This window comes from Streptomyces polyasparticus (assembly GCF_014493765.1).
Lineage (GTDB): Bacteria > Actinomycetota > Actinomycetes > Streptomycetales > Streptomycetaceae > Streptomyces > Streptomyces polyasparticus.
Genome location: NZ_JACTVJ010000007.1, coordinates 272,345 through 286,557, shown reverse-complemented (window position 1 = coordinate 286,557; position 14,213 = coordinate 272,345). Strand labels below are relative to the sequence as shown.

Below are 14,213 nucleotides of genomic sequence, written 5' to 3'. Positions count from 1 at the left end.
ACATCCGACCTGAGCTCACACCCCCACCTCAGCCTCGATCCGCCCCTCCCGCACCGCAGCCTCCAGTACGGCATGGTCCGCCTCGGTCCGGTCTGCGTACGCCACCGCGAACTGGGCCATGGCCTCGTCCAGCTCCTCCGTCTTGCCGCAGTAGCCCGAGATCAGGCGCGGGTCCGCGCCATGCGCATGGGCGCGGGCGAGCAGAGCGCCGGTCATGCGCCCGTAGTCGTCCAGCTGGCCGCCGGCGAGCTCCGCCGGGTCGACACTGCCCTTGCGGTTCCTGAACTGCCGTACCTGGAAAGGGCGTCCCTCGACCGTGGTCCAGCCGAGCAGGATGTCGCTGACCACCTGCATCCGCTTCTGACCGAGCACCACACGGCGCCCCTCGTGCACCGTCTCGGGCACCTTGAACCCGGCCACCGGCAGATGCGGGGCAAGGGCCGAAGGACGGGCCTCCTTCACCTGCAGCACGAAGGGCTCACCGCGGTGGTCCTGCAGCAGCACCACATACGAGCGCGTCCCGACCGATCCTGTGCCCACCACGCGGAAGGCCACGTCCTGGATCGCATGCCGCGCGAGCAGCGGCAGCCGGTCCTCGCTCAGCGTCGTCACGTACTCCTCGAGCGAGGCGGCGACCGCCGCGGCCTCCGCGTCCGGCACCCGCCGCAGCACCGGCGGCGCATCGACGAAGCGCAGGCTGCCGTCCTCCAGCGTCTCGGTGGACTTCGCCGCGAAGCGCCCGCTGGTGTTGCGCCGCGCCTTCTCGGCGACGCGCTCCAGCGTGCCGAGCAGATCATGAGCATCGGAGTGCGAGACGAGCTCTTCGTCGGCTATCGCATGCCAGGCCTCCAGGGCCGGCAGCTTCGCCATCAGACGCATCGTGCGCCGATACGCCCCGGCCGCGTCCACCGCGGCCTCACGGCAGGTGTCCTCGGACGTCCCGGCCACACGCCCGGCCACCACGAGCGAGGTGACCAGCCGCTTCAGGTCCCACTCCCAGGGGCCGACCACCGTCTCGTCGAAGTCATTGAGGTCGATGACGAGTCCGCCGCGCGCGTCCCCGTAGAGCCCGAAGTTCCCCGCGTGCGCATCGCCGCAGATCTGCGCGCCGACGCCCGTCACCGGGGTGCGCGCCAGGTCATACGCCATGAGGCCGGCCGAACCGCGCAGGAACGCGAAGGGGTTGGCGGACATCCTGCCCACGCGCAGCGGGGTGAGCCCGGGGATCCGGCCCGCGCTGGACTCCTCGACCGCCGTGACCGCGTCCGGCCGCCCCGAGTCCGCGGTGAACTCGGCGTGCGCGGACCGCGCCACGCGCTCCCGCAGCGCCTTGCCCTGGCGCTTGGGCGACTCCTCGGCCGGCCACTGCGCGAAGCCCTGCACCCTCGGAATCCGCACGCCCTGGGCCCCCTCCTGCGCCGGCACCCTCGCCTGCCGCTGCTGCGTGATCGCCTCGGTCTCGGCCACGACGGACCGCCTCCCCGTTCTCCCAGGTCCGCGCTGCACGGACACCGACTGCCCCAGACCGTACGCTGCCGCGCCCGAACGCGTCAGAGCCTGTGGATAACTCCGCCGGACCCCCTCGCGAAGCCCACCCGCCACCGCACAAAGCTCTCACCCGTCACCGACACAAAGCCCTCACCGGCCACCACGCCAAGCACCCACCCACGCCAAGCTCCCACCCTCCCTAAGCCCCCAAAATCCCCACCAACACCGGCCCAGTAAGTGGCAGCAGAAAGTTCGAGAGGGCGTACGTGATCGTGTACCCGAGCAGCGGCACCGAGCTCTGTGCGGTCTGCGTGACCGCGGTGATCGCGGGCGTGGAGCACTGCTGGCCCGCGATCGCACCGATCAGGAGCGGCGTCTCGATCTTCAGGAGCTTGCGCCCGACGATCAGCGAGAGCGTCGCGGGGATCAGCACCATCGCGATCCCGGCGAACGGCAGCAGCGCCCCGTACTCCTTGAGCAGCGGCCAGGCCTGCGGCCCCGAGACCAGTCCCGTACAGGCGATGAACACCGCGAGACCCATGTCCTTCAGGGTGGTCGCGGCCTGCGGCGGAAACGCTCCGAAGGTCTGCTTGCGCGAGCGGAACCAGCCGAAGAGCAGCCCCGACACCAGACAGCCGCCACCGGTGCCGAGCGACATCGGCACATCGCCGAAGTGCACGACGAGCTGCCCGATCAGCGAACCGGCCGCGATGCCGAGCCCCAGATAGATGAAGTCGGTCGCGTCGTTCTTGACAAGCGCGCCGATCTTCTCCGTCAGCCGGGACAGCCCGGAACGTGCACCGGTCAGGGTCAGCACGTCACCGCGGTGCACCACGGTGTCCCCGTTGGCGGGCAGGACCTGGTCGCCGCGCACCACCTCCGTGACGTACACACCGTCCTTCACGAACTCCGGGTGCGTGGCGATGAGTTGATCCAGGCTCTGCCCCTCGGACTTCTTGTCGGTCAGGGCCACCTGGGCGGTGGTCAACGGCGAGTCCAGACCGGGCACGCCGGGCGTCTCCACGCCGATCTCCCGCCCCGCCTCGATCACATTGGCCCGCCGCCCCACGACCAGGACCAGGTCGGACAGCGTCAGTTCGAGCTCCGGCGACGGGGTCAGCACCTTGCTGCCCCGCTTGATCTGCTCGACGGTGACCCGGCCTGCGAGCGCCTGCTCCAGGTCTCCGATCCTGCGGCCGTCCGCCGTGGTCACCAGGTAGGTGCGCCCGACCAGACCCGGCAGCGCGGGCCGCTCGTCCTGCTCGAGAGCGGCGGAGCTGCCGCGCATCCGGTCCCACAGCTCCCGCGAGGCCGCCCGCAGATCGGTGCGCAGCAGCCGGGGCATGATCTGGCTGGTGTAGAGCACGATCGTGACCAGGCCGAAGAGGTAGCAGACGGTGTACGCGGTGGCCACGTGCCCCTGGTACTGGGTGATCTGGTCCGGGGTCAGCCCATCCAGCTTCCCGATCGCTTCGGTGGCCGTACCGACCACGGCCGACTCGGTGGCGGCGCCGGCCAGGATCCCCGATGCCGTGCCCACGTCCAGGTCGAAGGCCTTGGCCAGACCGAGGGCGATGCCGAGCACGCAGACGACCTCGATGGCGCACAGCGCGAAGTAGCGCAGGCTCTTGCGGTTGAGGTTCGCGAAGAACTGCGGGCCCGCCATGTAGCCGAGCGCGAAGATGAACAGCGCGAAGAACACCGTCTTCACATCGTTCGCGACCTCCGCCTTCGTCCACGCCCCGAGCAGCAGGGACACGATCAGCGTGCCGCAGATGCCGCCCAGCGTGAGCGGACCGATGCGGAGCTTGCCCAGGAGATAGCCGAGGGCGAGAGAGATGAAGAGCGCGAACTCGGGGTGGTCCTTGATGACACCCATGGCGGCTCAGTGCCTGTCCGCGACAGCGGCACGAAGTGAGTTATGTCCCATATGCGAAAGATAGGGGCGCGTGACAAGCCCCACACCTGGTCAGCACCCGAAAGCGTTCCCCCGCACACACAGCAACTGCCCCAGGGCAAGCACAGCAAGAAGCCCGGCATCGTGATCACGATGCCGGGCTTCCCGGTGATGTGCGCGAGGGGGGAGTTGAACCCCCACGCCCTTGCGGGCACTGGAACCTGAATCCAGCGCGTCTGCCTATTCCGCCACCCGCGCATGGGTGTTGTCGTCTGGCTTCTCGCTCCCTGGGGAGCGCCTGGCGACATCTGAAGATTAGCACGCCGGACAGGGTGGGTTCACATCCCTTTGTGCGGGCACCTGCCTTCTGGGACACCACGCACACCCCGCCCCCGCACCGCCTCGCCCCTCCACCCAGGAGGGCAGCGGCGCGAGTGCGGGACACTGTCCAGGACCCCCCTCTACGATCCGTGGAGACGCGGGCACCGAACCACTACGGGAGCACCCCGCGGCGGGGGCACAGGACAGAAGAGAAAGACGGTCGAGAGGCAGTCGATACGCAGTCGCGCAGACGTGGCACGAACCGACGGCCCCGGCCGTTGTGAGAGGCGACACCCCTGCGCAGGGCAGAGAAGGGGAACCAGCCGATTTCCCGGCGCGTGGATACGATCAGTAAGCAGTACCAGGACGACAACGACTGAGGAGGTGCCCATGGGAGTCCTGAAGAAGTTCGAGCAGCGACTCGAAGGTCTGGTCAACGGCACCTTCGCCAAGGTGTTCAAGTCCGAGGTCCAGCCGGTCGAGATCGCAGGCGCCCTGCAGCGCGAGTGCGACAACAACGCGACGATCTGGAACCGCGAGCGGACCGTCGTCCCCAATGACTTCATCGTGGAGCTCAGCCCGCCCGACTTCGAGCGCCTGAGCCCCTACTCGGGCCAGCTCGGCGACGAGCTGTCCGGCATGGTGCGCGATTACGCGAAGCAGCAGCGCTACACCTTCATGGGCCCGATCAAGGTGCACCTGGAGAAGGCGGACGACCTGGACACAGGTCTGTACCGGGTGCGCAGCCGCACGCTCGCCTCCAGCACCTCGCAGGCCGGCCCCGGACCGGCAGGCCCCGCACCCGCGGGCCCCGCGCCGGCCAGGCCCCAGGGCGGCCAGGGTGGCTACGGCTACCCGCCGGCCGCCGCCCCTCCGATGCCCGCGGCGCCGCCCCCCGGCGGCGGTCGCGGATCCGCGCCCGCACGCCCGCAGGGCGGTGCGGGCCCGCTTCCCGGCGCCCAGACGCGGCGCTGGATCGAGATCAATGGCCAGCGCCATCAGATCTCCCGCCCCACTCTGGTCCTCGGCCGGAGCACCGAGGCGGATGTACGGATTGACGACCCCGGCGTCTCCCGCCGGCACTGTGAGATCCGGACCGGAACGCCCTCGACGATCCAGGATCTCGGGTCTACCAACGGCATCGTGGTAGACGGGCAGCACACCACCCGCGCTACGCTCCGCGACGGCTCGCGGATCGTCGTGGGCAGTACGACGATCATTTACCGACAAGCCGAAGGGTGAAGCGGGGGCAATGTCAGAGCTGACCCTGACGGTCATGAGGCTGTGTTTCCTGGCCGTCCTGTGGCTGTTCGTGTTCGTGGCCATCCAGGTCATCCGCAGCGACCTGTTCGGTACGCGAGTCACGCAGCGCGGTGCGCGGCGGGGGGCCGACGCGCGCCCTGCGCAGGGCCGGCAGCAGGCCGCACCCACGCCGCCGCGGCAGCAGAGCGGCGGCGGCCGCCAGCGCCGTGGCGCACCGTCCAAGCTGGTCGTCTCCGAGGGCACCCTTTCCGGCACCACCGTCGCGCTCCAGGGCCAGACGATCACGCTGGGCCGTGCGCACGATTCGACGATCGTGCTCGACGACGACTATGCGTCGAGCAGGCATGCCAGGATCTACCCGGACCAGGGCGGCCAGTGGATCGTGGAGGATCTCGGGTCCACCAACGGCACGTATCTCGACCGGACCCGCCTGACCACCCCGACACCGATCCCGCTTGGCGCGCCGATCCGCATCGGCAAGACCGTCATCGAGCTGCGGAAGTAGTACGAGAATGAGCGAGCGGAGCGAGCGAGCCGACGCGGCCTTGAGGCAGGGCCTGTGCGCGCTCCCGACCGGAGGGTGGGCGCTGTGCGGATGTACCCGGAGTCTGAGTCGACGGGGCAGGTGCGCATGAGTCTGTCACTGCGCTTCGCCGCCGGATCGCATAAAGGCATGATCCGCGAGGGCAACGAGGACTCGGGCTACGCCGGTCCCCGCCTTCTCGCCATCGCCGACGGCATGGGCGGCCAGGCCGCCGGCGAGGTGGCCTCCTCCGAGGTCATCTCCACCATCGTCGCGCTCGACGACGACATCCCCGGCTCCGACATCCTGACGTCCCTCGGCGACGCCGTGCAGCGGGCCAATGACCAGCTGCGCGTGATGGTCGAGGAGGACCCGCAGCTAGAGGGCATGGGCACCACGCTCACCGCCCTGCTGTGGACCGGTCAGCGCCTCGGCCTCGTGCACGTCGGCGACTCCCGCGCGTACCTGCTTCGCGACGGCGTCCTGACGCAGATCACGCAGGACCACACCTGGGTGCAGCGCCTGGTCGACGAGGGCCGGATCACCGAGGACGAGGCGACCACGCACCCGCAGCGCTCGCTGTTGATGCGCGCGCTCGGCAGCGGCGACCACGTCGAGCCCGACCTGTCGATCCGTGAAGTGCGCGCCGGCGACCGCTACTTGATCTGCTCCGACGGTCTCTCCGGTGTGGTCTCGCACCAGACCATGGAGGAGACCCTCGCGAGCTACCAAGGCCCGCAGGCCACCGTGCAGGAGCTGATCCAGCTCGCGCTGCGCGGCGGCGGCCCGGACAACATCACGTGCATCGTGGCCGACGTCCTCGACATCGACGGCAACGACACCCTTGCCGGTCACATCACGGACACCCCGGTCGTCGTGGGCGCCGTGGCCGAGAACCAGCAGCAGATGCAGGACAACGGGGCCATGCAGACCCCGGCCGGCCGCGCCGCGGGCCTGGGCCGCCCCGTTCCGCCCCAGCCTTCGGGCGGCGGCTTCGGACCGCCCGGATCCGGTGAGCCGGACGCGTACGCCCCCGAGGACGGCTTCGGCGCGTACAGCGACGAGGACTTCGTCAAGCGGGGCGGCCGCGGCAAGTGGATCAAGAGATCGCTCTACCTGACGCTCGCGCTCGCCGTCATCGGCGGCGGTCTGTACGCGGGCTACCGCTGGACCCAGACGCAGTACTACGTCGGGGCCAACGACGGTCATGTCGCGCTGTACCGCGGTATCAGCCAGGACCTGGCCTGGGTCAGCCTGTCCAAGGTCGAGAAGGACCACCCGGACATCGAGCTCAAGTACCTGCCGCCGTACCAGCGCAAGCAGGTCGAGGCGACGATCGCCGCGGGCGGTCTGACCGAGGCCAACGAGAAGATCAAGGATCTCGGCACCCAGGCGTCCGCCTGCGAGAAGCAGGCAGCGCAGCGCAAGGCCGAGGACGAGAACAACGCGCGCACCGGCGAGGGCGAAGCCGGCGGTACCGACGGCGGCGCCACCAAGCAGAGCGCGAACAAGGCGCCCTCACCCACGCCCGGCCCCAGCCTCTCCGAGGAGGAGCAGCAGCTGGTCGGCAACTGCGACAAGAACTAGGGGCACTGGGGGCCCCGCCTACTCATGAGCAGTACGACACACACTTCGACCATCGGCGCGATCGGCGCTCCGAGCAGGCGCAACACCGAGTTGGGCCTGCTCGTCTTCGCCGTGCTCATCCCGATCTTCGCGTACGCCAATGTCGGTCTCGCGATCGACGGCACGATGCCCACGGGGATGATCGGCTACGGCCTCGGCCTCGGTCTGCTCGCCGCCGTCGGGCACCTCGTGGTGCGCAAGTTCGCGCCGTACGCCGACCCGCTGCTGCTGCCGCTCGCCACGCTGCTCAACGGCCTGGGCCTGGTCCTCATCTGGCGCCTGGACCAGTCGGAGCGCCTGCAACAGCTGCAGGAGCGCAGCTTCGGCGCCTTCAACCCGGCGGCCCCCAACCAGCTGATGTACTCGGCGGTCGGCATCGCGCTGTTCGTCGGTGTGCTGCTGCTGCTCAAGGACCACAGGATCCTGCAGCGCTTCACGTACATCTCCATGGTCGCGGCGATGATCCTGCTGCTGCTCCCCCTGGTCCCCGGCCTCGGCACCGACGTGTTCGGCGCGAAGATCTGGATCCGGCTCGGCGGATTCTCCATCCAGCCCGGTGAGTTCGCGAAGATCGTCATCGCCGTCTTCTTCGCCGGCTATCTGATGGTCAAGCGCGACGCCCTCGCGCTCGCCAGCCGCCGCTTCATGGGCCTGTACCTGCCGCGTGGCCGCGACCTCGGCCCGATCCTGGTGATCTGGGCGGTCTCCCTGCTCATCCTGGTCTTCGAGAACGACCTCGGTACATCGCTGCTGTTCTTCGGCATGTTCGTCGTGATGCTGTACGTGGCCACGGAGCGCACCAGCTGGATCGTGATCGGTCTGCTGATGTCGGCGGCGGGCGCGGTCGGTGTGGCCTCGACCGCGGGCCATGTGAAGGCCCGTGTGGACGCCTGGCTCGACCCCTTCGGCTGCTACGCGACCTCCGGCGCCTGTGAGCAGATCGGCCAGTCGATCATGGCCTTCGGCTCCGGCGGCGTGCTCGGCACGGGCCTCGGCCAGGGCAACTCGGACCTGATCGGCTTCGCCGCCAACGCCGACTTCATCTTCGCCACCGTCGGCGAGGAGCTCGGCCTGGCCGGCGTCATGGCCTTCCTGGTCATCTACGGCCTGATCATCGAGCGCGGCGTACGGACCGCGCTCGCCGCCCGCGACCCCTTCGGCAAGCTCTTCGCCGCGGGTCTGTCCGGCGCCTTCGCGCTGCAGATCTTCGTCGTGGCCGGCGGTGTCATGGGCCTCATCCCGCTGACCGGTATGACCATGCCGTGGCTCGCGGCCGGTGGTTCCTCGGTGATCGCCAACTGGGCCCTGATCGCCATCCTGATCCGTATCAGCGATACCGCGCGCCGCCCGGCGCCCGCTCCCGCAGCCAACCCCGACGCCGAAATGACGCAGGTAGTACGACCGTGAACAAGCCCCTGCGGCGGATCGCGATGTTCTGCGGTCTGCTGGTGCTCGCCCTGCTCATCCGCGACAACTGGCTCCAGTACGTCAAGGCCGACGAGCTCCGTACGCATGAGAAGAACCGCCGCGTGCTCATCGAGCGCTATGCGCAAAAGCGCGGCGACATCATCGTCGACGGCAAGTCGATCACCGGTTCCGAACGGACCACCGGCAGCGACTTCGCGTACAAGAGGACGTACAGGAACGGCGAGATGTGGGCGCCGGTCACCGGCTATGCCTCGCAGGCCTACGGCGCCACCCAGATCGAGTCGATCGAGGACGGGATCCTCACCGGCAACGACGACCGGCTCTTCTTCCGCCGCACCCTCGACATGGTGACCGGCAAGAAGAAGGAGGGCGGCAACGTCGTCACGACGCTCAACGGGGCCGCGCAGAAGGCCGCGTTCGAGGGTCTGGGCAACAAGAAGGGCGCCGTCGCCGCGATCGACCCGTCGACCGGCGCGATCCTCGCGCTCGCCTCGACCCCCTCGTACGACCCGTCGTCCTTCGCCGGCAACAGCAAGGACGACGAGAAGGCCTGGACGGACCTCGAGAGCGACAAGAACAAGCCGCTGCTCAACCGCGCGCTGCGCGAGACGTACCCGCCGGGCTCCACCTTCAAGGTGGTCACGGCCGCGGCCGCCCTGGAGCACGGGCTGTACACGGACCCCGACGAGAAGACCGAGTCGCCGCTTCCGTGGACGATGCCGGACACCAGGACCGAGCTGAAGAACGAGGGCAGTTACCCCTCCTGCAAGGACGGTTCGCTGCGCGAGGCGCTGCGGATCTCCTGCAACACCGTCTTCGGCAAGATCGGTTCGGACCTCGGCAAGGACAAGATGCGCGAGACCGCGCAGAAGTTCGGCTTCAACGAGGAGCAGTTCGTCCCCGTCCGCGCCACCGCCTCCAACTTCCCCACGCAGATGGACCGTCCGCAGACCGCGCTCTCGTCCATCGGCCAGTTCGAGACGGCGGCCACCCCGCTGCAGATGGCCATGGTCGCGTCCGCGATCGCGAACGACGGCAAGCTCATGGAGCCGTACATGGTCGACCAGGTGCAGGCCCCCGGCCTGGACGTGATCTCCAAGCACGCGCCCAAGGAGCTCAGCCGCCCTCTGTCCGCGGAGAACGCGCAGAAGCTGCAGGACATGATGGAGACGGTGGTCAACCAGGGCACCGGCACCAGCGCCAAGATCCCCGGCGCCACGGTCGGCGGCAAGACCGGTACCGCCCAGCACGGCATCGACAACAGCGAGAAGCCGTACGCCTGGTTCATTTCGTACGCGAAGACGGCGGACGGATCGCCGGTGGCGGTCGCCGTGGTGGTCGAGGACAGCGACGCCCACCGCGAGGACATCTCCGGCGGCGGTCTCGCCGCTCCGATCGCCAAGAACGTGATGCAGGCGGTTCTCGACGGGAGCAAGTGACGCCGGTCACTGCGGTACCGGTCCTGTATCAGACCACCGCTGCGGCCAGATCATGCTAGAGCGGGCCGGTACGGTATGCCGGGACAGCACACCGCCGGACCACACATGGGTGCGGTCGGGACTGACGGAGAGGGCTGGTAGGTAGCTATGGAAGAGCCGCGTCGCCTCGGCGGCCGGTACGAGCTGGGCCAGGTGCTCGGCCGTGGTGGCATGGCCGAGGTCTACCTCGCGCATGACTCCCGCCTCGGCCGCACCGTCGCCGTGAAGACGCTCCGGGTGGATCTCGCCCGCGACCCGTCGTTCCAGGCCCGGTTCCGCCGTGAGGCCCAGTCCGCCGCCTCGCTCAATCACCCGGCGATCGTCGCGGTCTACGACACCGGCGAGGACTATGTCGACGGGGTCTCCATCCCGTACATCGTGATGGAGTACGTGGACGGTTCGACGCTGCGCGAGCTGCTGCACTCCGGGCGCAAGCTGCTGCCCGAGCGCGCGCTCGAGATGACCGTCGGCATCCTGCAGGCCCTGGAGTACTCGCACCGCGCCGGCATCGTCCACCGCGACATCAAGCCCGCGAACGTCATGCTGACGCGCAACGGTCAGGTCAAGGTGATGGACTTCGGCATCGCCCGCGCCATGGGCGACTCCGGCATGACGATGACCCAGACGTCCGCCGTCATCGGCACCGCCCAGTACCTCTCCCCGGAGCAGGCCAAGGGCGAGCAGGTCGATGCGCGCAGTGACCTTTATTCGACCGGCTGTCTGCTCTACGAGCTGCTTACCGTACGGCCGCCGTTCGTCGGCGACTCCCCGGTCGCGGTGGCGTATCAGCACGTACGGGAAGAGGCGCAGCCGCCGTCCGTGTTCGACCCCGAGATCACGCCCGAGATGGACTCCATCGTCCTGCGCGCGCTGGTCAAGGACCCGGACTACCGCTACCAGAGCGCGGACGAGATGCGCGCCGACATCGAAGCGGCCCTCGACGGCCAGCCCGTCGCGGCCACCGCCGCCATGGGCGCGGTCGGCTACGGCGGCCACCCGGACGACCAGCAGACGGCGATGCTCCGCCCGCAGAACGGCGGCGGCCCGCAGACCTCGATGCTGCCCCCGATGAACCCGGACGACGGCGGCTACGGCTACGACGACCGCCCGGACCGCCGCCGCCAGAAGAAGGGCGGCGCCTCCACGGCGCTCCTGGTGCTCGCGGGCGCCCTGGTGCTCGTCGGCGCCATCCTCATCGGCAAGGTGGTCTTCAGCGACAAGGGCGGGGACGACCAGATCAGCGTCCCGCAGTTCATCGGCAAGACGCTCGACCAGGCCCAGAAGCAGGCCGACAACGTCGGGCTCAAGCTCGAGGCCACCAACGCGGTGTGCGAGGAAGAGGACACCCCGAAGGGCCAGATCTGCGCTCAGGACCCGGGCGAGGGCGGCAAGGTCGACAAGGGCGAGACCATCAATGTGACGGTCTCGAAGGGCGCGCCCAAGGTCGCGGTGCCGAATGTGATCGGCGACCAGGTCGACGACGCCCGCAAGGAACTCGAGGGCGACGACTACAAGCTGGACGTCACCGTCGAGACCAAGGAAACCTCGGCCGAGGAGCCGGGCACGGTCCTGAAGACCGACCCGAGCTCCGGCACGGAGGTCGAGAAGGGCTCGAAGATCACGCTGACGGTGGCCAAGGAGAAGGCGCAGGAGACTGTGCCGAACCTGGTCGGGCAGCAGCTCGACCAGGCCCGTCAGGCGCTGCGGGACCTCGGTTTCTCGGTCAAGGTCCAGGAGGAGCCGAGGGGTGACGTCCCCGAGAACCAGGTCGTCGCCCAGACGCCCAACGCCAACACGCCGGTCGACAAGGGTTCCGAGGTAACGCTGACCGTCGCCAAGGCACAGCAGCAGGTGGCCGTCCCCGCGGTGGCCGGCAAGAAGCTCTCGGAGGCACGCAGCTTGATCGAGGGTGCCGGGCTCACCGTCGGCCAGATCAACGGTCCGCGTGATGACGACGCCCTCGTGGTGATGTCCACGCCCATGGCACCCCAGCAGGTGCCCACGGGTACGGCGATCGCTCTGAACACCACCGACGGTGGCGGCGGCAACGGCAACGGCGGTAACGGCGGCGACGACGGCGGCATCTTCGGCCAGTCCGGCCTCAGCCGGAGCGAGGACGAGTAGCACCGCCGAGCAGTCCCCAGCACAAAGGGCCGGCCCCCTCCTTCGCGGAGGGGGCCGGCCCTTTTGCGAACTGCGGAGCCGCCTAGGACATCTCGGTGACGGCTACTTCCACTGCGTCGAGACGCCGAACCCCGCCGCGATGAAGCCGAAGCCCACGACGATGTTCCAGTTGCCGAGCGCCTCGATGGGCAGCCGGGTGTCCGTGACGTAGAAGATCACGATCCAGGCGAGGCCGACGAGGAAGAGCGCCAGCATCACCGGGGCGACCCAGCTGCGGTTGGTCAGCTTGATGGCGGTCGACTGCTTCGACGACGGCGGCGGCGTGTAGTCGGCCTTCTTGCGGATACGTGACTTCGGCACGAGGGTCTCTCCTGTCGATGCGCTGCGTGGCCGCGCAGGGAACGTGTTGTGGCTGGCCGCGCCGAGCGGGGCGGGGCGCGTATGGGGGACCGATCGCTTCCCCCGGGCGTCCGTTAGCGTAGTGCTTCCGCGGCGCCGTAAGGAGTAAGGGTACGTTGAGCAATTCTGCCGACAGCCCCGACGAGGGCCGCCGATCGGGGCGGCGGCCGGTGAGAGTGCTCACCGCGGGCGTCTTCGCGCTCGCCGGGCTCATCTTTGTCACGAGTTTCAACACGGCCAAAGGCACCAATATCCGTACGGATGCCTCGCTGCTCAAGCTCTCCGACCTGATTCAGGAGCGCAGCCACAAGAACGGGCAGCTCGAAGAAAAACTCGGCTCACTCCGCGAGGACGTGGACGCTCTCGCCGAGCGGGACAACGGCGCCTCCGCCGAGGAGGAGGCCAAGCTCAAGGCCCTGGAGAAGGAAGCCGGCACCAAGAAGCTGCGCGGCGACTCCGTCTCCGTCACGCTGGCCGACGCCCCGCCGGACGCCTCCGCCAAGCTCCCGGGCTACCCCGAGCCGTCTCCGAACGACCTGGTGATCCACCAGCAGGACCTCCAGGCGGTCGTCAACGCCCTGTGGAAGGGCGGCGCCGAAGGCATCCAGGTGATGGACCAGCGCCTGATCTCCACCAGCGCCGTGCGCTGCGTCGGCAACACCCTGATCCTCCAGGGCCGCGTCTACTCACCCCCGTACAAGATCACGGCAGTCGGCGACACCGAGAAGCTCAGGGAAGCGCTGAACGCCTCCCCCGAGATCCAGAACTATCTCCTGTACGTGAAGGCGTACGGCCTCGGCTGGAAAGTCGACGAACCGGGGGCAGTGACTCTTCCCGGCTACTCGGGCACAGTGGATCTCCATTACGCGAGCCCAGTCGAATGACGAGGTAGCCGTCGGGGAGGGACCGGCCCGTGTCGGTGCGAGTGATCGTCAGGACCTTCAGCGAACTGTGCATCACCTTCGGCGCGTTGATCGTGCTGTTTGTCACGTATGTCCTCTATTGGACCGGCGTCAAGGCCGACGCCGCCATGGACGGCCAGCTCGACCAGCTCGAGGACCGCTGGGCGAACGGCGCGATGACCAGCGCAGAGCTCGAAGCGGCGGGCGGCAGCAGCGACGTGACCGAGGACGGCAATCCGCCGCCGCCCGAGCCGTACGAGGACGGAAAGCCCTTCGCGGTGATGTACATCCCGCGGCTCGGCGACAACTGGACCAAGCCGGTCCTGGAGAACACCAAGACGGGCACCCTGAAGAAGGGCCTCGGGCACTACGCGAGCACCGCGCAGCTCGGACAGAAGGGCAACTTCGCGGTGGCCGGCCACCGGCGCACGTACGGCGACCCGTTCAAGGACTTCCCCAAGCTGCGCAAGGGCGATGCGGTGGTCCTCAACGACGGGCGGACCTGGTTCACATACCGGATCGAGAACAAGAAGCCGTACAAGACGCTGCCCAGCGATATCGCGGTGATCGATCCGGTGCCCCGTAAGTCCGGTTTCACCGACTCTGGGCGATACCTCACGCTGACGACCTGTGAGCCGGAGTGGGGCCACAGCCACCGGCTGATCGTCTGGGCCTACCTCGATTCCACCCAGCCTGTGGACGACGGCAAACCGGAAGCGCTGCGCCGTTAGTCTGGTGGCGTACGTCAATGGAAGGGACGGACG

Annotated in this window: 11 protein-coding genes and 1 tRNA gene; 8 read left to right on the top strand and 4 right to left on the bottom strand. The window is 68.8% G+C overall.

Translation table 11 applies throughout. From position 1 onward, the window contains the following. Positions 1-15: 15 nt before the first annotated feature. From H9Y04_RS16980 to H9Y04_RS16970, 3 genes are all read right to left on the bottom strand, one after another. Positions 16-1,449, bottom strand: coding sequence for a DUF2252 domain-containing protein (locus tag H9Y04_RS16980; protein ID WP_308801025.1), 1,434 nt, complete (start codon positions 1,447-1,449; stop codon positions 16-18). A 238-nt stretch (positions 1,450-1,687) separates the two neighbouring features. Beyond that, the gene (gene aspT / locus H9Y04_RS16975) at positions 1,688-3,367 is read right to left on the bottom strand and encodes an aspartate-alanine antiporter (RefSeq protein ID WP_187814716.1); all 1,680 of its coding nucleotides are present in this window, start codon (positions 3,365-3,367) and stop codon (positions 1,688-1,690) included. Positions 3,368-3,559: 192 nt separating this feature from the next. After that, a tRNA-Leu gene (locus H9Y04_RS16970) sits at positions 3,560-3,643 on the bottom strand. 453 nt (positions 3,644-4,096) lie between these two features. Here H9Y04_RS16970 and H9Y04_RS16965 point away from each other — a divergent pair. The 6 genes from H9Y04_RS16965 (at position 4,097) to pknB (ending at position 12,148) form a co-directional block, all read left to right on the top strand. Next, positions 4,097-4,948: an FHA domain-containing protein gene (locus H9Y04_RS16965; RefSeq protein ID WP_187814715.1), complete on the top strand. Its 852-nt coding sequence runs from the start codon at positions 4,097-4,099 to the stop codon at positions 4,946-4,948. A gap of 10 nt (positions 4,949-4,958) precedes the next feature. Continuing rightward, positions 4,959-5,474: an FHA domain-containing protein FhaB/FipA gene (locus H9Y04_RS16960; protein ID WP_165333757.1), complete on the top strand. Its 516-nt coding sequence runs from the start codon at positions 4,959-4,961 to the stop codon at positions 5,472-5,474. A 126-nt stretch (positions 5,475-5,600) separates the two neighbouring features. Continuing rightward, the gene (locus H9Y04_RS16955) at positions 5,601-7,079 is read left to right on the top strand and encodes a PP2C family protein-serine/threonine phosphatase (RefSeq protein ID WP_187814714.1); all 1,479 of its coding nucleotides are present in this window, start codon (positions 5,601-5,603) and stop codon (positions 7,077-7,079) included. A gap of 24 nt (positions 7,080-7,103) precedes the next feature. Then, a complete protein-coding gene (locus tag H9Y04_RS16950) occupies positions 7,104-8,525 on the top strand; it encodes an FtsW/RodA/SpoVE family cell cycle protein (protein WP_187814713.1) in 1,422 nt (473 codons plus the stop codon). After that, positions 8,522-9,985: a peptidoglycan D,D-transpeptidase FtsI family protein gene (locus H9Y04_RS16945; RefSeq protein WP_187814712.1), complete on the top strand. Its 1,464-nt coding sequence runs from the start codon at positions 8,522-8,524 to the stop codon at positions 9,983-9,985. Before H9Y04_RS16950 ends, H9Y04_RS16945 begins: the two co-directional genes overlap by 4 nt. A gap of 147 nt (positions 9,986-10,132) precedes the next feature. After that, positions 10,133-12,148: a Stk1 family PASTA domain-containing Ser/Thr kinase gene (gene pknB, locus H9Y04_RS16940; RefSeq protein ID WP_187814711.1), complete on the top strand. Its 2,016-nt coding sequence runs from the start codon at positions 10,133-10,135 to the stop codon at positions 12,146-12,148. Between the two features lie 102 nt (positions 12,149-12,250). Here pknB and crgA read toward each other — a convergent pair whose 3' ends face one another. Next, positions 12,251-12,508 carry a cell division protein CrgA gene (crgA, locus tag H9Y04_RS16935; protein ID WP_052581970.1) on the bottom strand — a complete coding sequence of 86 codons (258 nt, stop codon included), beginning with the start codon at positions 12,506-12,508 and terminating at the stop codon, positions 12,251-12,253. A gap of 155 nt (positions 12,509-12,663) precedes the next feature. Here crgA and H9Y04_RS16930 point away from each other — a divergent pair, with 155 nt between their 5' ends. Together H9Y04_RS16930 and H9Y04_RS16925 are read left to right on the top strand one after the other, a co-directional pair. Continuing rightward, positions 12,664-13,431, top strand: a complete 768-nt coding sequence (locus tag H9Y04_RS16930; protein ID WP_187814710.1) for a DUF881 domain-containing protein — start codon at positions 12,664-12,666, stop codon at positions 13,429-13,431. A 35-nt stretch (positions 13,432-13,466) separates the two neighbouring features. Further along, positions 13,467-14,180, top strand: a complete 714-nt coding sequence (locus tag H9Y04_RS16925) for a class E sortase (protein WP_187815086.1) — start codon at positions 13,467-13,469, stop codon at positions 14,178-14,180. Positions 14,181-14,213 lie beyond the last annotated feature (33 nt).

What these genes read in the sequence shown, in the direction of transcription:
- aspT (WP_187814716.1), bottom strand. Translation starts at nt 3,367, where the DNA reads ATGGGTGTCATCAAGGACCACCCCGAGTTCGCGCTCTTCATCTCTCTC.
- H9Y04_RS16965 (WP_187814715.1), top strand. Translation starts at nt 4,097, where the DNA reads ATGGGAGTCCTGAAGAAGTTCGAGCAGCGACTCGAAGGTCTGGTCAAC.
- H9Y04_RS16960 (WP_165333757.1), top strand. Translation starts at nt 4,959, where the DNA reads ATGTCAGAGCTGACCCTGACGGTCATGAGGCTGTGTTTCCTGGCCGTC.
- H9Y04_RS16955 (WP_187814714.1), top strand. Translation starts at nt 5,601, where the DNA reads ATGAGTCTGTCACTGCGCTTCGCCGCCGGATCGCATAAAGGCATGATC.
- H9Y04_RS16950 (WP_187814713.1), top strand. Translation starts at nt 7,104, where the DNA reads ATGAGCAGTACGACACACACTTCGACCATCGGCGCGATCGGCGCTCCG.
- pknB (WP_187814711.1), top strand. Translation starts at nt 10,133, where the DNA reads ATGGAAGAGCCGCGTCGCCTCGGCGGCCGGTACGAGCTGGGCCAGGTG.